Raw genomic sequence first — 14,573 nt, forward strand, 5'->3', positions numbered from 1 at the left:
ACGATGGTTTAGTATTCGGCCTACTCCATCGTATATTTCTACCTCTTAATACCCACCAATTATGAAGAAAACTTATAGGATTATTTGTATACCCCCTTTCACCCCCTCACACCGCCTTACGCATTTCCTCGTATTTCTTTTGAATATCCTCCTCCCCATGGATCATTTCCAGGCGCTTTACGATGAAGTGGCCACGCGCCATGTCTTGGTAGAAATCGGTGAACATCACATTCAGCCCAGCACCGGTGAAGCCACCAATGATCGGCATAGCCTGCGCTGCGAATTTGCCTGTGATGACAATGCCGAATCTGGCGGCGATTCTTTCGATCAGGGCTGCGAGCCAGGAACCAGCCTGCCCTGGTGAGAGTGCGAGTCCGCTGAGATTTTTTGCAGCCATGTTTTTGGCCGCAATATCGGCAAACTGTTTGGAAAGGATGGTTGCCGTTTGCGCCATGAATCCCCGGGCGGCGTAGTAACTGGATTTCGTAGCGTCATCGGCATCATTGGGGCCACCGAGTGCAAAGACTTCTATACACCATTGTTTCGTTTCCCAATCATGCAGATCGAAACCTTCGCTGCGGGCAATGTCTGCAATAGACCGCAGCATGATGGTGGTCGATATGGGCAGTTCCACAGCCAGTGCGGGCAAACCGAAAGCGCCGCCCATTGCGCCGGATGCGCCTGCCATAACTTTGTGCATTAGGGTAGATGCTTTTGTATTGGGAGCATTTTCCAGGCTCCACAATGCTGCATCGGCCGCTTTTTGCAGCGCGGTTTTGACGGTTTCGTTGATTTTTTCCTGCGCGCCTTCGGGAAGTTTGCTGAGTAGCGAATCCAACGGCGTTCCCACAAGGTTGGCGATTTTTGCTGTGATCGTTGGAGATTCCAGCAAGGTGATGGCAGTTTTCAATGCTGCATCGTCTTCGGATTTCCAATCCATCATGGGGTTTTCCTTTTTGGTGCCTTGAGTTCTTTGAATGCCTTTGGTGCCTATGCCATAAGCTCTTTCTCAACGGGAATGCATTTCACTCCATGGCGTGGGGAGGTTAATCCCACTCCGGCTTTTGTATCCGCCCAACATACCATTGCAGAATGGTGGTGGACAAAACTCCCGCCGCAAAGGCAATCGCAAATGCGGCCAGGTTTTCCAGGGGGGAGTTGTTGCAGGGGTACATGGTTTTCTCCTTGATAAAAAGAACAAGCTCAATACGCTTCCAGATACGCTTTAATTTGGTGTTCCATGTCCGCCTGCAAGCCTTCGGGGCTGATGATGCGCACATGGGGTATCCAGTACCGGACGATGGGCAGTATTTGGTTGACGTGGGCGACTTTGCCGGATACGAGCAAACCGCCGTCTTCCAGTTCTTTTTCTATGACCTGGTGCGCAATCAGGCTGCGGCGGCGGAAGTAGTTCGCGGCTTCCCGGGCGATTTTGAGTACGACTTCGGTTTTTTCCGGGTTCAACCAAATGCCATCTTCGTCTTTCAACGTTTGATCGATCGTTTGGTCATGGTCAAAGGTGGATTCCAAGACTTGAAGCCGATCGATTTTGCTGAATGAAAATGCTTTGAGCTTGCCTTCGTGAGTATTCCGGTCCAATGCAGCCAGATACCAAATTCCGCTGTGGTTGACCAGTTTGTAAGGCTGGGCGGCGGTGTAGTTTTTGGTTCCCTGGTCTTTGTGGTACGCAAAATCGATCAGGTGATTGCCGAGGATGGCCTGTTCCAATTGCCGGAATATTGGAGCTTTGTCGCGCAGGTCTTCGTAATGGTGGCCTTTGACGAGCAGCGCGGATTGAATGCGGTTATCAAAAATGTCGCGCAAAAAATCATCCGACAGCGAAGGGAACAAATCCCGCACGCCCGCCAATGCGGCAAAGCGCTTCATATCGCCCAGGGTCAGTTTGCCCAGGTAGGCGGTGTCCAATTTGTAGGAGTCGCCTTTTTTGTCCCATGGCAAAAATGCAAAGCGTTCGTTCAGGTCACGCTGGATGGTGCGGGGGTGGACGGTGAATTCTTCAGCCAGGCTGGCCACTTCCAGCTTGCCGCCCTCGTTCAGCCGTTTCAGAATTTCCGTCAGACGGAAAGCCAAAGTGTCATAGGTGGCGGCGCGTTTGGGCATGATGGGCCGGATCAGGTGGTGAATGCGTCGTGGCGACTAGCCAAGCGTTATGGAGCCAAACTGTATATAGCGTTTTTGACAAACGGTGTCGCATTCCCCCGTGCCGTGAGGTATTTTGCACTTTTTTGCATGGATTCTGGGTCACTGCCATGACTTGGGAATCCTCCCAAAAAACATCCCTTGTTTTTGTTTATAAAAACAATACGTTACGGCAAACAGTCCATCAAAATGGGGTATGGGGCAGGTCTGCCCTTGCGTCACATTTGCGCTGGTTCGGTGCGAACAACCCACCGCCACCACCCTGCATTGCCCGCCGCTTGCCCACGGGCCGATGCGTGCCTGAGTATTCCAGTCCAACATGACCGTTGATTCCGGGGAACATGACCGATACGACCGGTCACTGCGATCATCTGCCCAGTGACGAAACGCACCCCGCAACGCCTTGGATGCTGTGCGTGCGCTGCCTGTGGCTACGCCGTTGGGGTGAGGGGGGCATCCTCAAACAGCGCATCCGCAGAAGTGAACCGGGCGCTGTGCGCGCGGGCGATTTCATCAGCTTCGGCCATCGCTGCGCGTGTTTCAGCGTTGGGGGCCTCAATGGCAAAGGGCATTTGCTGGTCCGCCACCACCCGCGTCAGCAAAACCCGCACTGCATCGGAAATGGTCAAACCCATCGTTGCCAACGTAGCAGCAGCTTGGGTCTTGATCTGCTCATCCACACGGACGTGAACCATCGTTGTTGTAATCATCGTCACTCCTTATCAATGAGATGCATCGTATTCCACAGGCTTCGCTGAAATCAGACCATCACGATCTGGGTGCGAACCTCCACCTTCAGCGCACTTTGGATGGCGGCAAAGACTGCCGAGATGTTGCGCATGGTTGGGTTTCCTGACTTGGAAAGCATTCGGTGCAAGCTCTTGGCGGGCTTGTGGATCTCATCGGCCAGCGCTTCGAAGCCAACGGTCGCATTGACGAGGTCACGCAGAATCAACTTGGCTGATTCCGGTTCGCCATGGATGAATAGGGTGATGGCCTCGTCAAAAAGCGCCTGTGCAAATGCCGGATCGTTTTGCACGCGTGCGGCGACGGTTTGTTGGAAATCACGGGTCAGTGCCATATTCACTTTTTCACTTTCCTTGTAAGGTAGATGCCTTTCGGCGCTTGTAGTCCGCCCACAGCGCTACTGCTTGATCAATGTCCTGCTGCTGGCGCTTCTTGGTACCGACGTTGTCACGCAAACCAGCGCGACCAGTGACTAGCTCCCTGATGGGCGCAAGCCCTCCCTCCCCCCTCCCGTCCACCGGCAAGGGGGCTTCGCTATACCGCCACGCGGTTTGCACACTACCACTATGGATCGGTACGAGAATGTTGCATCCACTGACCTTGCTCTGGCAGAGATGTCGATCTCCATCCGCCTCACGTTCCTTGCCCCATGCTCCGCGCTTTGTTGTTGCTCTTTGGGTGTGCCGTAGTCAGCCTGGGGTTCGGGCTGTTTTGGCACCCTGCGCTTTTGGTGGTGTTTTACCTATGCTTGGGCGGGATGTGCCTCGTCGTTGCGTTGTACATCCTTGCACTAGCCACCGGGAAGGCACCGGCTGCATTCCACGTCATCGTCGCGCCCCAGCGGCCACACGACCAGCGCAGCAATACTCAGCGCAGCAAGGCCACGCCAGCCAAACCATCTTGATGCCTATTTGCGCCGCCCAATTTGTTTGGACATGCAACGCCACTTTCGGCGCTGCTGTAGCAATACTTCTCGCATCAATGCATGTCCGTACCTGCGGGGATGCATCACCTGTGTATTGCTCACACTGTCGCTGATTCTTCGTACTCCTGTTTTTCTGCTGTTGTAAAAACGTCGACTACATGCTGTAATTGCATCATGCCAAGCACCATCCAACCTTCTTCCGTCCACAGCCCCTTGGTGATGCTGGGGTTGCGCAGCTTTCATGATGTTCCAGCCCATGGGCATCAGTTGATACGCAAAGGCCTTTCCAGCCGGATCATTGAGCCTGTGAGCCAGTATTTGGGGCTGGGTAAGGGGGTACTGGCCCAGTACATGAATCTGGACCGGGGAACGGCCACCAGGCTGTCTGCCAAAGGCCAGGATTTGCCTGCCCATGCAGCTGAGACGCTGCTTCGGCTGGTGGAGGTGCATGACATGGCCGCCGATGTCTTTGCGACCGAGGAGGGGGCCTCTGCGTGGCTGCGCACCCCACACCCGCTGCTGGACAACGAGGTGCCACTGGATGCGATCAAAACCTCTTATGGGGCGCAGCTCGTCAAGAACCTGCTGATGTCCACGAAGTACGGTGGCGCGGCTTGAGTCGGGTCAGCGTCTGGCGCATTGGGTATTGCCCAGCGCCACTGCCTGACAGCATGGCCATCCTCCTAGCTCAGGGGTTGGGCTCCACCTTCTTTGATGGCCGTTGGCACACCCGGACCGGCAGGCAAATCGTCTACACGAGTTCCAGCCGTGCGCTGTGCCAACTGGAAAAGCGGGTCCACACCGGCGGGCTGGCGGTGAAAGACCAGATCCTCATGCGCCTGGATTTGCCCGCCGATGCGGTGCTGCTTGATGTCAACGATCTCGGCCTGGAACCGAATTGGGCGAGCGACATTGCTCTGACCCGATCCCTGGGGGATGAATGGTTGCAGCGAGGGGCCAGCCTGGGGCTTTGGGTGCCTTCCTTTGTTGAGCCGTTGGAGCACAATTTGTTGCTCAATCCCATGCATCCTCACTTTGCGCGGATTGGATTAAGTGTCGAACGAAGTCCGTTTGAATTTGATGCGCGGTTGCTGTGATTCCAGCACCGACTAGATGATTACTGGTTGGATGCGCAAATCCTCAATATTGCAGCCCGCACCGCTCCAGCGGTGCAGCCTGGGAATCATGGCAACGCAGAATGTCCAGGGCGATGGGGTCATGCCGTGTCTGGTATTCCTCGTTCCCACGCTGGAGCGTGGGAACGAGGGGAACACCGACTACTCGGTCACGTTCGCCGAAATACGCAGTTTTCCCCAAACCTACTTCGTCCGCCAGTATTACGCCCTTGGATAGTGGGTTGCTGGTGGCAAGCATCGCCGCATCAATCTGATGCGGGTTCCAATCAACTTGAGCGTCCAGCAACGCCCCCGCCATGGCCTCCATGGAACTGGAGGCGGCCCTACGTGTGAGTTGGTGCGCGAAAAAGGCGAGTTGGTGCTGGCTGTAATTCACATTCTTCTTCGTAATCGAACCAAGGCTTACACCCGTTCGTCTCCCGGCTGCGCAGGTATGTCCGGCACCATGCCCAGGTAGTGGTCAAAGTCGCTGCGTTTGCCCTTGGCCGCTTCAGCCTTGAGAAAGTCCAGCGTCAAAACAGAGGCCATTTTTTCGGATGCAGCACTGGCAATGAACTGGTTCACAGAAACATCATCCCGAGCGGCCAGCTCTTTGATCTTCTGGTGAACAGAGTTTGGCAGGCGAATGGTGATTGCGGTCATGTTCAGCTCCTCAACAGATTCAAAAAATCAGCAGGTGTAATGGCCTGCACCTTCAGTTCCGGCACACGTCGAAAGTCTTTGACATTGTGAGTCACGATGTACTGACTGCCCGATGCAACCGCGCATTCCAGCAACAAGCACTGCGAACCACCAGGAACGTTCGCGGCTTGAACGTTCGAACGCTTCCGCATCAAGGTCATGCACCAACAACGGGAGCGAATCCGGCAGGAATAAGGATCGCAACGCATCGGCATAGCCCAAGGCAGCATCCACGTCACGGGGAAGAAAGTACCGATGCAACGGCACTTCGCTATGCGCAAGGGGTTGCCCACGGTGCCCCATCACGGCACCGGCCCAGAACTCGATGCCGTAGACCACATCGGGGTCGTCCCCGAACCAGCCTTGACACTCCGCCGCAAGCTGTACCTTCTGATGCCAAAGCACCAACCCCAGGTCTTCATGCCGCATGGACGCTATGGTGCAGGAATCAGGAACATCGCCCTGCGGTGCTCCCATTCCATCAATCCGATAGCAGCCGCAACGTCAAGGCGAATGCCATTCCGGGGCCAGCGTTGCAATCGACGAAGCTCCAAAAAGGAATCGTCTACTCACCCTTACCCGCACCCCCTACGCAATCGCATGGGCCTGCATCTCACCTCCCCGCTCATTCCCGAACGGGAAATTTCTCGCACGCTAGCCGATGCATTGCGCCATAATTTCCCGATCGGGAACTTTGTTGCGATGCACTCATGACATCCATCGACTCTGCGCAAACACTGGGCACCGCGTTGCGCGCCGCCAGAAAACGCTTGGGCCTGACGCAGGCCGACCTAGCCCTGGCCGCTGGCGTGGGGTTGCGATTCATCGTCGATCTGGAGGGCGGCAAGAACACGGTGCGCCTGGAACAGGTTCTGCGGGTCGTCGAAGCCCTGAGCGGTTCGCTGACGCTGACCTTGTCGTTGACAGGCTTGGATGCTGAGGCCAAGCCGCATGCAGAGGCAGGCCATGGCGCATGAAACTGGGCGGCAAGTACAAGTTCACCGAAGTGCAGACAAGGCACTGGGAGCAGTTTGCCCAAGCCGCCAGCTTGTCCAAGGCGCAGACGAAAAACCGCGTTCTGCGCATGGCCCGTGCCTTGCCCCCCACGGCAAGGCAGTTGCAGGCGTTACCCCCCTTCGCAGACCAGCCGATCATTGCCAAGATCGTCACCTTGATCGAACAGCGCACGGCATGGTGAGGGAGATGAATCTATGAGTCACTGGAAAACACGCCCATTTGATGCAGCCAACTATCTGACCAATGAGGAAGAAATGGCGGAATACCTCAGTGCCGTCATGGAAGAAGGCAACACGGCATTGTTGGCTGCCGCCTTGGGGGATATTGCCCGCGCTCGCGGAATGACCCAACTGGCCCGCAGTACTGGCCTTTCATCGGCCTTTCACGCGAAAGTCTGTACAAAAGCCTTTCCGGCGAGCGTGCGCCGAATTCCGACACCTTGTTCAAAGTGATCCGCGCATTGGGTTTTGCACTGCATATCCAACCGGCCATACCCCGCCACTGACCAGGCTCTGGCAAAGGTCGAGCTTCCACCCGCCTCACGTTCCTTGCCCCATGCTCCGCGCTTTGTTGTTGCCTCAGACCATCACGATCTGGGTGCGAACCTCCACCTTCAGCGCACTTTGGATGGCGGCAAAGACTGCCGAGATGTTGCGCATGGTTGGGTTTCCTGACTTGGAAAGCATTCTGTGCAAGCTCTTGGCGGGCTTGTGGATCTCATCGGCCAGCGCTTCGAAGCCAACGGTCGCATTGACGAGGTCACGCAGAATCAACTTGGCTGATTCCGGTTCGCCATGGATGAATAGGGTGATGGCCTCGTCAAAAAGCGCCTGTGCAAATGCCGGATCGTTTTGCACGCGTGCGGCGACGGTTTGTTGGAAATCACGGGTCAGTGCCATATTCACTTTTTCACTTTCCTTGTAAGGTGGATGCCTTTCGGCGCTTGTAGTCCGCCCACAGCGCCACTGCTTGATCAATGTCCTGCTGCTGGCGCTTCTTGGTACCGCCGCCAATCAGAATAATGATCTTCAGACCATCCTTGGCCAGGTAGATGCGCAACCCCGGCCCCCAATCGATCTTGTACTCACCAATGCCACGAAACCACTCGATGTTGGACAGGTTGCCCTGTTCCATCCGGCTTACGGCTACGCGCACCTTGGCGGCGGCAACGGCTTCCAGGGACCCGAACCACTCTGCAAAGGGGCTGTCACCATCGTCCAGCAGCAGTTCCTTGATCTGATAGCTCATGGATTGAATAGTAACGTATAAGCTCCTATTGCACCAATAAGGCAAAGCATCCGGTAATGCTTACCTGCCCCCCCTACGCAATCGCATGGGCCTGCATCTCACCTCCCCGCTCATTCCCGAACGGGAAATTTCTCGCACGCTAGCCGATGCATTGCGCCATAATTTCCCGATCGGGAACTTTGTTGCGATGCACTCATGACCTCCATCGACTCTGCGCAAACACTGGGCACCGCGTTGCGCGCCGCCAGAAAACGCTTGGGCCTGACGCAGGCCGACCTAGCCCTGGCCGCTGGCGTGGGGTTGCGATTCATCGTCGATCTGGAGGGCGGCAAGAACACGGTGCGCCTGGAACAGGTTCTGCGGGTCATCGACGCCCTGGGCGGTTCGCTGACGCTGATGCTGACGTTGCCGTTGTCGTTGACAGGCTTGGATGCTGGGGCCAAGCCACATGCAGAGATTGACCATGGCGCATGAGGCTGCCGTCTGGCTGTGGGCAGAGCCGGTCGGAACGCTGTCGCTGGTGGCTGGCCGATACCCTTGATCGAACAGCGCACGGCGTTGACCGTACGCAGGCTGACGGAAGGCGCAACAGACATCGAATGATGTGCAAGGCTGCACATTCCCTGGCACGATCTGATCGCCCCTGGCTTGCATGGAAAAGTCGATGGTTCCTATGTGCGTATTCCAGTCCAACATGACTGCTGATTCCGGGGAACATGACCGATACGACCGGTCACTGCGGTCACGCTTTTGTGAAATGGTGGTCACGTTCACTGGAATACGTAGTTTTTACACATTCCCCCATCACCCGCCCTCACAGCGCCTTGCGTATTGCCTCATATTTTGTTTGGATGTCTTCTTCGCCATAAATCAATTTCAGGCGTTTCACAATGAAGTGGCCACGGGCCATGTCCTGGTAAAAGTCGGTGAACATGACATTCAGACTGGCACCGGCAATGCATCCCATCATCGGCCGCGCCTTCGCGGCGGATTTCTCTGTGATGACAATGCCGAATCTGGCCGCGATTCTTGTCATTACAGTCGCGAGCCAGAATATTGCCTTCCCCGGTGGGAATACAAAGCCGCTGACTTGGTTCGCGGCAATATCGGCAAACTGTCTTGACAACATCGAGATTGTTTCCGCCACAAAGCCTCGGACGGCGTAGTAGCTTGTTTTTGCGGCGTCATCGGCGTCACCTGGGCCGCCGAGTGCAAAGACTTCCATGCACGATTGTTTGGTCGCCCGATCATGGAGATCAAAACCTTCGCTGCGGGCAATGTCCGCGATGGACCGCAACATGATGGTTGTGGAAATGGGCAATTCCATAGCCAAAGCAGCAAAACCGAATGCGCCGCCGATAGCGCCTGATATGGCCGCCAGGACTTTGTGCAACAACGTGGATGCTGCTTTGTTCGGCTTATTTGCCAGGCTCCATAAGGCAGCATTGGCCGCTTTGTGGAGCGCGATTTTGACGGTTTCGTGGAAGACATCCTGCGCGCCATCCGAACGTTTTCGCAGTAGCGACTCTATTGGCGTTCCCACTAGATTGGCGATGATTGCTGTGATCATGGGAGATTCCAGCAGAGTGACGGCAGTTTTCAGGTCTGCATAGTCATGGGCTTTCCATTCCATCATCATGGGGAAGTACTCGATGAAGGGCACAGTCCGTATTCCCGGCACCCATTGCTTTCTCCGCGCTCATCCATTCCAACGGTGGTATGGATGGCATCCAACCGGGCCGCAGCAAATCAGCGTCGGTACCGATACCCCAGTCTCTTGGGCTAGTTCCGGCACCGACGCATTGTTGGGCGTACTGTTGGACGTACATCGCCCCCGGTTCCTAACCGGGCAAGGCGACAACTGGACTTACATAGCGCAGTGATACACGATCAAGGGCGAACAACGATTTCGTTCTTCACCGATTTCACGCCCTTGACTTTCCAGGTCAATTTTTCGGCGGTGGCCCTCTCGCCGCTGCTCTTGGCAAAGCCTGACAGCATGACCGTGCCGTTCAACGTTTCCACGCTGATGGCGGTACCGTCCACAAACCGGTTGTCAAAGAAATGGCTTTTCACCGCAGTGGTGATGCCGGTGTCGTCAATGTAGGAACCCACAGTCTCTTGGCCGCGCGTGACGGCGCAGCCTGATGCAACAACCAGTGCCAAAGTGACCAAGCCGATGCCCAAGGCAGAACGAATGTTGTACACGGAATAACTCCTTCAATCGGGTCGTCTGCCGGGGCGGCAGCACGCAACCATTGCCCCAATTTAGTTCGCCAGACCGGTTTGGTCTGTACGCTCTCGCACGCACCGGCTCCAGCGTAGTACGCATCTTTCGGGGCATACGGGCCTACTTCCTCTTTCTTGCTGTGTTCGCCACAGCACCGACACGCAGGCATTCCCCCCCCAAACTCTGGCGGTGTGCCCGGCTCGTGCTTTTTTCGGGCCGGGGTCCCACGCCACCACAAACTAACCACGCCATGCCTATCCTTCCTTCCCCCCCCACCGCACCTGCACCTTCGCCTGCTGCAACACCCACAGGCATCAACCCAGTCCAGCCTGCCTCCACGACAGACGCTCCCAAACAACCTGGCCCCCAAATCGGGCTGCTGGCCGCATTGCTGGTCGCACCGGTGCTGATTGCTGCTTGCGCCAGCACTGTGCCCATCCCCAACGAGCAACTGGCCATAGCGCGAACCGCCGTGACCAGCGCAGCCAGCGCCGGTGCTGCAGACCTGGCCCCCACCGAGTTGCGCATGGCACGCGACAAACTCACGCAGGCCAATGTGGCCGTTGCCGACCAACACCACGAACACGCCACTTTTCTGGCTCGTGAGTCCCAGGTCGATGCCAACCTGGCTGAAGTGAAGGCCCGCAGCCAAAAGGCCCAGAAAGCTGCCGGCGAACTGGCCGAAGGCAACCGCGTGCTGCGCGAAGAACTACAGCGCTCAGCCCAATAAAGCCCACCCCCCACACACACCGACCAAGGATTCATCATGACTACCCGTACCCCCCTCTGCCTGGCCCTGCTCAGCGCTGCATTGCTGTCTGCGTGCAGCACCGTGCCCACACCCAACGCGCAACTGACCCAAGCCAAAAGCGACCTGATCGCTGTGCAAAGCGACCCGCGCACCAACCGCATGGCTGCAACCGAGCTGCAACAGGCTATCGATGCACTCAACACCGCCACTGCCGCATGGGTACGGGAAGACCCACCAGACCAAGTGAACCACCTGGCCTACCTTACCCGCCAGCGCGTGGCCATTGCCCGTGAAACCGTTGCACTGCGCAGCGCAGAACAGGCTGCTGGCGCGACGAGCAGCACACGCAGCAACATTCAGTTGCAAGCCCGCACCCAAGAAGCCGACAGCGCTGAACGCAAGGCGGAGCTGGCCGAAAGCGATGCACAAGCTGCACAACAAGGCGCGGACATAGCGCTCGCCGCTGCCACCGAGGCGCAGCTCCATACCGACCTGGCACAAGCCCAAAATCGGGAGTTGCAGGAACGGCTTCGCGAACTGAACGCCAGACCCACCCCCCAGGGCATCTTGCTCACGCTGGGCGACGTGTTATTCGACACCGACAAGGCCCAACTCAAACCGGCCGGGCTGCATCTTGTGCGCCAACTGGCAACGGTGCTGAACGATTACCCGACGCACAACGTACGGGTCGAAGGGTTTACTGATAGCACCGGCACCGAAGCACACAACCTGAACCTGTCAGGCCAGCGTGCCGAGGCCGTTCGTGCCGCGCTGCTGCACGAAGGCGTATCGCCAATCCGGGTGACCACCCAAGCTCTCGGCGAAAGCAACCCCGTGGCCAGCAATGACAGTGCTGATGGACGGATGCTGAACCGGCGCGTGGAAATCGTGTTGTTTGATGGGCGCAAGCTGAACACGCAGCGCTAACTCGCCCATGGCATGGCCGCGCCATACCCAGCCAGATGGTTTCAGAACAGCACTGATACATCCAGAACCGGCCTTCAGACCGGTTTGGCTGCACACTTTGGGAAGGGGTTTGCACCCCTCCCAAAGAGGCGATGACCGCTGACGGCCGCTGATGGCCGTTGATGGCCGGTCCATCAAAACCGGCGGCCATGCTGCATCAGGCACTGCATGAAGCACTGCGCAAGCACTGGGGCATGCGCTCTCAAATGCTGGCTTACAACTGTGACTTGAAGTAGCTGAATGAATGCACGAACGCATCGCGCACTTTTTCCATTTCGGCCACCATGGCGTCCCAGCGGTCTTCACCAGTCGCCTTCAACTCTTCCATCTTTTTGATAGCCTGCACCGACTGGGCGCGCAATTGAGCCATGTCCTCCACATACGTGGCGTGCATGCTGGCCTGTACTTCGGCGGCTTTGTTGCCCAAGTGCTCCATGCGTACGTTGAGCTCGTCGAGCTGGGTTTTCATTTTTTCAATGTAGGCTTCTCTGGTGGTCATGATTCGGACTCCGTTTGGTTGATCGAGTTCATCAGGTGCGCAGCCAAGCGGCCTTCCACCTGAACCCATCTACAGGCTAGGTCTTTCGCGCTGCCCTGTCTGTACGACACCCCACCCACGACATGCCCACAGACCACAGGCAAGCCCATTGTGGGGAACAAAGTACTGTTTTGGGGGCTGTGCATTGGGACATACCGCGAATGGGAAGCCCTGCAACAAGGCTGGTCTGTGTTGCACTGCACAGACGGGGTGTTTCTGGACACATACCATGCACTTTTGCATCGCTACTGAACCTGTACCTTGTTCAGGATACCCGCCACCCATTCCTCACAACCATGAAAGTACTTATGAAAACACCAATGAAAAACCCCCTTCTTCTCAGCGCCCTCCTCGCCGCAGCCACTCTGACCCATTTTGGTTTGGCACAGTCACAAGTGGCAGGCTCTACGACGATTGGCATTACCGTCACCGAGGCCACGCAAGTGGCCATGGGCTGGAGCGTCACCAAATCACTATTAGGCAAAACGGTTCACAACGAATCCGGCGAAAAAATCGGTGAAGTGATCGACTTGATCATTGCGCCCGACCGCAACCTGTCGTTCGTGATCGTGGGGGCGGGTGGATTCATCGGCATTGGCCGCCACGATGTCGCCATTCCGGTCAGCCAGATTCAAAATCATGGTGACAAACTAATCATGCCGGGGGCTACCAAAGATGCTATCAAGGCCATGCCTACTTTCAACTACGCCAGTGACACGGCTCGCAGAGACCAGTTCATAGCCGATGCAGAACACCAAATGGCCCGCGCCCGCGACAAAGTCACTGAATTGCTACGGCGCGCCGGGGAGGCATCCGCCGAATCCAAAGCGGTCATCAACCGCGACATCGATCAGCTTCAGTTGGATCTGAAATACGCCCAGGAAAAATTGGACCACATGAAGCGCGTCGGCGCCGCGAACTGGCACGACTTTGAATCTGACGTCAACGCAGCAATCGTCCGTCTGCGCAAGGCGTTGGAAGCTGCATAGCAATACATTGCAACAATCCAGAACCGGCCTCTAGGCCGGTTTGGCTGCACCCTTTGGGAAAGGGTTTGCCCCCTTCCCAAAGAAACGCCGAAACCCCCGGACTAAAAAAGTCCGGGGGTTTCGGCGTTCCGCCCTGCAGGGCGGGTTTTCCATCGGTGTGCGTGAATCGGTGTGCGTGAATCAATCAATAGAGCGCTATTTGCGATCACCGCTGATATAGCGCACCAAAAACATGACGACGGCCACGACCAGCAGAAGGTGGATGAATCCACCCAGCATGGAGGACGTGACCAAGCCCACAGCCCAGAGCACGAGCAGGATGATGGCAAGGGTCTGAAGCATGGCTTGGGTTCTTTCCAATCAGAACTGGCCCGCAGTTGCGGGCCAGGATGTCGGTTACTTGTGGGTGGCGTCCTGAATCACTTCCTTCATATCGCCGACAGCTTTCTGAGCCTGGCCCTTGGCCTGCTTGTTGAGGCCCTTGAATTGCTGCCCGGTACTGCCGGTGAGCTTGCCGGCCTGCTCCTGCACTTTGCCGACGACGTCCTTGATGGTGCCTTCGACTTGATCTTTGTTCATGGCATTGCCTTTCGTGGTGGAAGAAATGGGTGGGAAGCACGCTTTTGTGCGCTCATGGCTGGGTGTATGGCGTGCCATAAAACTTGTGTACGCCGCCAGCCCAGGTTTTGTCCGACATGGACGGCCAACGGTCTTTGTTGAAGCCAGGCGCATCTTTCAGCGCATCTTTGGAAACGTTCAGCGTGAAGCGCTTGTTGATCGTGTCCAGCGTCAGCGCGCCCCAGGGCACTGCGAACAGCTTGTCGCCAAGGCCCAGCAGACCACCGAAAGACAGCACCGCGTAGGCAACCCTGCCGGTAGCCATGTCCAGCATGAACTCCTTGATGTCACCCAGGCTCTCGCCGTTTTGGTTGCTGACGTCGTTGCCCAGCAGCGTGTTGGCACCCATCAGCGACGGCCCAGGGCCCTCGGTGCCATTGGCGTACATGCCGAAGTTGTCGCGGGTGATGTAGTTGGAAGCCATGTGTTCTCCTGATGTCAGTGGAAGGGGCTGGTCGGTAACCAACCGACCATGCATGCTGTCTGCGCAAGATGATCCGTTGGGGACTGCACCCACTGTAGGGGGGGCGCTGCACAGCGTCTGTGCGCCACCGAACCCCCCGCAGG

The 14,573-nt window shown here is 56.8% G+C and carries 25 protein-coding genes and 1 pseudogene; 10 read left to right on the forward strand and 16 right to left on the reverse strand.

Annotation, left to right across the window (positions count from 1 at the left end; genetic code table 11):
* Window positions 1–106: 106 nt before the first annotated feature.
* From CENROD_RS06365 to CENROD_RS06380, 5 genes are all read right to left on the reverse strand, one after another.
* Complete coding sequence (locus CENROD_RS06365) at window positions 107–943, reverse strand: EcsC family protein (protein ID WP_022772905.1); 837 nt, start codon at window positions 941–943, stop codon at window positions 107–109.
* Window positions 944–1,046: 103 nt separating this feature from the next.
* Window positions 1,047–1,175, reverse strand: a complete 129-nt coding sequence (locus CENROD_RS14500) for a hypothetical protein (RefSeq protein ID WP_022772908.1) — start codon at window positions 1,173–1,175, stop codon at window positions 1,047–1,049.
* A 28-nt stretch (window positions 1,176–1,203) separates the two neighbouring features.
* Window positions 1,204–2,121 carry a helix-turn-helix transcriptional regulator gene (locus CENROD_RS06370; protein WP_022772912.1) on the reverse strand — a complete coding sequence of 306 codons (918 nt, stop codon included), beginning with the start codon at window positions 2,119–2,121 and terminating at the stop codon, window positions 1,204–1,206.
* 470 nt (window positions 2,122–2,591) lie between these two features.
* Complete coding sequence (locus tag CENROD_RS06375) at window positions 2,592–2,870, reverse strand: type II toxin-antitoxin system RelB/DinJ family antitoxin (protein WP_022772920.1); 279 nt, start codon at window positions 2,868–2,870, stop codon at window positions 2,592–2,594.
* Between the two features lie 50 nt (window positions 2,871–2,920).
* The gene (locus CENROD_RS06380) at window positions 2,921–3,241 is read right to left on the reverse strand and encodes a helix-turn-helix domain-containing transcriptional regulator (protein WP_022772924.1); all 321 of its coding nucleotides are present in this window, start codon (window positions 3,239–3,241) and stop codon (window positions 2,921–2,923) included.
* A gap of 315 nt (window positions 3,242–3,556) precedes the next feature.
* Here CENROD_RS06380 and CENROD_RS06390 point away from each other — a divergent pair, with 315 nt between their 5' ends.
* From CENROD_RS06390 to CENROD_RS06400, 3 genes are all read left to right on the forward strand, one after another.
* Complete coding sequence (locus CENROD_RS06390) at window positions 3,557–3,811, forward strand: hypothetical protein (RefSeq protein WP_022772932.1); 255 nt, start codon at window positions 3,557–3,559, stop codon at window positions 3,809–3,811.
* A 195-nt stretch (window positions 3,812–4,006) separates the two neighbouring features.
* Entirely contained in the window at window positions 4,007–4,450 is a 444-nt protein-coding gene (locus CENROD_RS06395; protein ID WP_022772936.1) for an antitoxin Xre/MbcA/ParS toxin-binding domain-containing protein, read from the forward strand.
* A 53-nt stretch (window positions 4,451–4,503) separates the two neighbouring features.
* Window positions 4,504–4,929, forward strand: coding sequence for an RES family NAD+ phosphorylase (locus CENROD_RS06400; RefSeq protein ID WP_022772939.1), 426 nt, complete (start codon window positions 4,504–4,506; stop codon window positions 4,927–4,929).
* Between the two features lie 43 nt (window positions 4,930–4,972).
* On the opposite strand, the gene CENROD_RS14505 is transcribed toward CENROD_RS06400, so the two are convergent.
* The 3 genes from CENROD_RS14505 to CENROD_RS06415 form a co-directional block, all read right to left on the reverse strand.
* Window positions 4,973–5,275 carry a DEAD/DEAH box helicase-like protein gene (locus CENROD_RS14505; RefSeq protein ID WP_022772943.1) on the reverse strand — a complete coding sequence of 101 codons (303 nt, stop codon included), beginning with the start codon at window positions 5,273–5,275 and terminating at the stop codon, window positions 4,973–4,975.
* 95 nt (window positions 5,276–5,370) lie between these two features.
* Entirely contained in the window at window positions 5,371–5,610 is a 240-nt protein-coding gene (locus tag CENROD_RS06410; RefSeq protein ID WP_022772946.1) for a YlcI/YnfO family protein, read from the reverse strand.
* A gap of 27 nt (window positions 5,611–5,637) precedes the next feature.
* The gene (locus CENROD_RS06415) at window positions 5,638–6,078 is read right to left on the reverse strand and encodes a hypothetical protein (protein ID WP_022772950.1); all 441 of its coding nucleotides are present in this window, start codon (window positions 6,076–6,078) and stop codon (window positions 5,638–5,640) included.
* A gap of 281 nt (window positions 6,079–6,359) precedes the next feature.
* Here CENROD_RS06415 and CENROD_RS06420 point away from each other — a divergent pair, with 281 nt between their 5' ends.
* The 3 genes and pseudogenes from CENROD_RS06420 (at window position 6,360) to CENROD_RS06430 (ending at window position 7,171) form a co-directional block, all read left to right on the forward strand.
* The gene (locus tag CENROD_RS06420) at window positions 6,360–6,626 is read left to right on the forward strand and encodes a helix-turn-helix transcriptional regulator (RefSeq protein ID WP_022772958.1); all 267 of its coding nucleotides are present in this window, start codon (window positions 6,360–6,362) and stop codon (window positions 6,624–6,626) included.
* Window positions 6,623–6,847, forward strand: coding sequence for a HipA domain-containing protein (locus CENROD_RS06425; RefSeq protein WP_022772962.1), 225 nt, complete (start codon window positions 6,623–6,625; stop codon window positions 6,845–6,847). The genes CENROD_RS06420 and CENROD_RS06425 overlap by 4 nt, the downstream gene beginning before the upstream one ends.
* A 13-nt stretch (window positions 6,848–6,860) precedes the next feature.
* Window positions 6,861–7,171: pseudogene (locus CENROD_RS06430) on the forward strand (addiction module antidote protein).
* A gap of 73 nt (window positions 7,172–7,244) precedes the next feature.
* On the opposite strand, the gene CENROD_RS06435 reads toward CENROD_RS06430, so the two are convergent.
* Window positions 7,245–7,565 carry a helix-turn-helix domain-containing transcriptional regulator gene (locus tag CENROD_RS06435; RefSeq protein ID WP_022772924.1) on the reverse strand — a complete coding sequence of 107 codons (321 nt, stop codon included), beginning with the start codon at window positions 7,563–7,565 and terminating at the stop codon, window positions 7,245–7,247.
* Window positions 7,566–7,575: 10 nt separating this feature from the next.
* On the reverse strand, window positions 7,576–7,914 hold the full coding sequence (locus tag CENROD_RS06440; protein ID WP_022772970.1) for a type II toxin-antitoxin system RelE/ParE family toxin: 339 nt from the start codon (window positions 7,912–7,914) through the stop codon (window positions 7,576–7,578).
* Between the two features lie 195 nt (window positions 7,915–8,109).
* Between CENROD_RS06440 and CENROD_RS06445 the strand changes: the two genes are divergently transcribed.
* Window positions 8,110–8,388 carry a helix-turn-helix transcriptional regulator gene (locus tag CENROD_RS06445; RefSeq protein ID WP_022772973.1) on the forward strand — a complete coding sequence of 93 codons (279 nt, stop codon included), beginning with the start codon at window positions 8,110–8,112 and terminating at the stop codon, window positions 8,386–8,388.
* Window positions 8,389–8,728: 340 nt separating this feature from the next.
* Here CENROD_RS06445 and CENROD_RS06450 read toward each other — a convergent pair whose 3' ends face one another.
* Window positions 8,729–9,553, reverse strand: a complete 825-nt coding sequence (locus tag CENROD_RS06450) for an EcsC family protein (RefSeq protein WP_022772977.1) — start codon at window positions 9,551–9,553, stop codon at window positions 8,729–8,731.
* Window positions 9,554–9,804: 251 nt separating this feature from the next.
* Complete coding sequence (locus CENROD_RS06455; protein WP_041194223.1) at window positions 9,805–10,113, reverse strand: BON domain-containing protein; 309 nt, start codon at window positions 10,111–10,113, stop codon at window positions 9,805–9,807.
* A 281-nt stretch (window positions 10,114–10,394) separates the two neighbouring features.
* Between CENROD_RS06455 and CENROD_RS06460 the strand changes: the two genes are divergently transcribed.
* The gene (locus CENROD_RS06460; RefSeq protein ID WP_022772988.1) at window positions 10,395–10,874 is read left to right on the forward strand and encodes a DUF4398 domain-containing protein; all 480 of its coding nucleotides are present in this window, start codon (window positions 10,395–10,397) and stop codon (window positions 10,872–10,874) included.
* Window positions 10,875–10,910: 36 nt separating this feature from the next.
* Window positions 10,911–11,822: an OmpA family protein gene (locus tag CENROD_RS06465; protein ID WP_022772993.1), complete on the forward strand. Its 912-nt coding sequence runs from the start codon at window positions 10,911–10,913 to the stop codon at window positions 11,820–11,822.
* Between the two features lie 253 nt (window positions 11,823–12,075).
* Here CENROD_RS06465 and CENROD_RS06470 read toward each other — a convergent pair whose 3' ends face one another.
* Window positions 12,076–12,360 carry a sll1863 family stress response protein gene (locus CENROD_RS06470; protein ID WP_022772997.1) on the reverse strand — a complete coding sequence of 95 codons (285 nt, stop codon included), beginning with the start codon at window positions 12,358–12,360 and terminating at the stop codon, window positions 12,076–12,078.
* A gap of 359 nt (window positions 12,361–12,719) precedes the next feature.
* On the opposite strand from CENROD_RS06470, the gene CENROD_RS06475 reads away from it, so the two are divergent.
* Window positions 12,720–13,388, forward strand: coding sequence for a PRC-barrel domain-containing protein (locus CENROD_RS06475; protein WP_022773006.1), 669 nt, complete (start codon window positions 12,720–12,722; stop codon window positions 13,386–13,388).
* Between the two features lie 195 nt (window positions 13,389–13,583).
* Here the strand turns inward: CENROD_RS06475 and CENROD_RS13555 are convergent, their stop codons facing one another.
* From CENROD_RS13555 to CENROD_RS06485, 3 genes are read right to left on the reverse strand one after another with little or no spacing between them, the layout of a single operon-like run.
* Window positions 13,584–13,730 carry a lmo0937 family membrane protein gene (locus CENROD_RS13555; RefSeq protein WP_022773011.1) on the reverse strand — a complete coding sequence of 49 codons (147 nt, stop codon included), beginning with the start codon at window positions 13,728–13,730 and terminating at the stop codon, window positions 13,584–13,586.
* A gap of 54 nt (window positions 13,731–13,784) precedes the next feature.
* On the reverse strand, window positions 13,785–13,967 hold the full coding sequence (locus tag CENROD_RS06480; RefSeq protein WP_022773015.1) for a CsbD family protein: 183 nt from the start codon (window positions 13,965–13,967) through the stop codon (window positions 13,785–13,787).
* 52 nt (window positions 13,968–14,019) lie between these two features.
* Complete coding sequence (locus CENROD_RS06485; RefSeq protein ID WP_022773018.1) at window positions 14,020–14,430, reverse strand: PRC-barrel domain-containing protein; 411 nt, start codon at window positions 14,428–14,430, stop codon at window positions 14,020–14,022.
* Between the last annotated feature and the right edge of the window lie 143 nt (window positions 14,431–14,573).

The sequence above is a fragment of the Candidatus Symbiobacter mobilis CR genome (assembly GCF_000477435.1).
Lineage (GTDB): Bacteria > Pseudomonadota > Gammaproteobacteria > Burkholderiales > Burkholderiaceae_C > Rhodoferax > Rhodoferax mobilis.

What these genes read in the sequence shown, in the direction of transcription:
- CENROD_RS06465 (WP_022772993.1), top strand. Translation starts at nt 10,911, where the DNA reads ATGACTACCCGTACCCCCCTCTGCCTGGCCCTGCTCAGCGCTGCATTG.
- CENROD_RS06425 (WP_022772962.1), top strand. Translation starts at nt 6,623, where the DNA reads ATGAAACTGGGCGGCAAGTACAAGTTCACCGAAGTGCAGACAAGGCAC.
- CENROD_RS06410 (WP_022772946.1), bottom strand. Translation starts at nt 5,610, where the DNA reads ATGACCGCAATCACCATTCGCCTGCCAAACTCTGTTCACCAGAAGATC.
- CENROD_RS06450 (WP_022772977.1), bottom strand. Translation starts at nt 9,553, where the DNA reads ATGATGATGGAATGGAAAGCCCATGACTATGCAGACCTGAAAACTGCC.
- CENROD_RS06415 (WP_022772950.1), bottom strand. Translation starts at nt 6,078, where the DNA reads ATGCGGCATGAAGACCTGGGGTTGGTGCTTTGGCATCAGAAGGTACAG.
- CENROD_RS06475 (WP_022773006.1), top strand. Translation starts at nt 12,720, where the DNA reads ATGAAAAACCCCCTTCTTCTCAGCGCCCTCCTCGCCGCAGCCACTCTG.
- CENROD_RS06445 (WP_022772973.1), top strand. Translation starts at nt 8,110, where the DNA reads ATGACCTCCATCGACTCTGCGCAAACACTGGGCACCGCGTTGCGCGCC.
- CENROD_RS13555 (WP_022773011.1), bottom strand. Translation starts at nt 13,730, where the DNA reads ATGCTTCAGACCCTTGCCATCATCCTGCTCGTGCTCTGGGCTGTGGGC.
- CENROD_RS06375 (WP_022772920.1), bottom strand. Translation starts at nt 2,870, where the DNA reads ATGATTACAACAACGATGGTTCACGTCCGTGTGGATGAGCAGATCAAG.
- CENROD_RS06440 (WP_022772970.1), bottom strand. Translation starts at nt 7,914, where the DNA reads ATGAGCTATCAGATCAAGGAACTGCTGCTGGACGATGGTGACAGCCCC.
- CENROD_RS06390 (WP_022772932.1), top strand. Translation starts at nt 3,557, where the DNA reads ATGCTCCGCGCTTTGTTGTTGCTCTTTGGGTGTGCCGTAGTCAGCCTG.
- CENROD_RS06470 (WP_022772997.1), bottom strand. Translation starts at nt 12,360, where the DNA reads ATGACCACCAGAGAAGCCTACATTGAAAAAATGAAAACCCAGCTCGAC.
- CENROD_RS06400 (WP_022772939.1), top strand. Translation starts at nt 4,504, where the DNA reads ATGGCCATCCTCCTAGCTCAGGGGTTGGGCTCCACCTTCTTTGATGGC.
- CENROD_RS06460 (WP_022772988.1), top strand. Translation starts at nt 10,395, where the DNA reads ATGCCTATCCTTCCTTCCCCCCCCACCGCACCTGCACCTTCGCCTGCT.
- CENROD_RS14500 (WP_022772908.1), bottom strand. Translation starts at nt 1,175, where the DNA reads ATGTACCCCTGCAACAACTCCCCCCTGGAAAACCTGGCCGCATTTGCG.
- CENROD_RS06435 (WP_022772924.1), bottom strand. Translation starts at nt 7,565, where the DNA reads ATGGCACTGACCCGTGATTTCCAACAAACCGTCGCCGCACGCGTGCAA.
- CENROD_RS06420 (WP_022772958.1), top strand. Translation starts at nt 6,360, where the DNA reads ATGACATCCATCGACTCTGCGCAAACACTGGGCACCGCGTTGCGCGCC.
- CENROD_RS06365 (WP_022772905.1), bottom strand. Translation starts at nt 943, where the DNA reads ATGATGGATTGGAAATCCGAAGACGATGCAGCATTGAAAACTGCCATC.
- CENROD_RS06485 (WP_022773018.1), bottom strand. Translation starts at nt 14,430, where the DNA reads ATGGCTTCCAACTACATCACCCGCGACAACTTCGGCATGTACGCCAAT.
- CENROD_RS06480 (WP_022773015.1), bottom strand. Translation starts at nt 13,967, where the DNA reads ATGAACAAAGATCAAGTCGAAGGCACCATCAAGGACGTCGTCGGCAAA.
- CENROD_RS06380 (WP_022772924.1), bottom strand. Translation starts at nt 3,241, where the DNA reads ATGGCACTGACCCGTGATTTCCAACAAACCGTCGCCGCACGCGTGCAA.
- CENROD_RS06370 (WP_022772912.1), bottom strand. Translation starts at nt 2,121, where the DNA reads ATGCCCAAACGCGCCGCCACCTATGACACTTTGGCTTTCCGTCTGACG.
- CENROD_RS14505 (WP_022772943.1), bottom strand. Translation starts at nt 5,275, where the DNA reads ATGGAGGCCATGGCGGGGGCGTTGCTGGACGCTCAAGTTGATTGGAAC.
- CENROD_RS06395 (WP_022772936.1), top strand. Translation starts at nt 4,007, where the DNA reads ATGCCAAGCACCATCCAACCTTCTTCCGTCCACAGCCCCTTGGTGATG.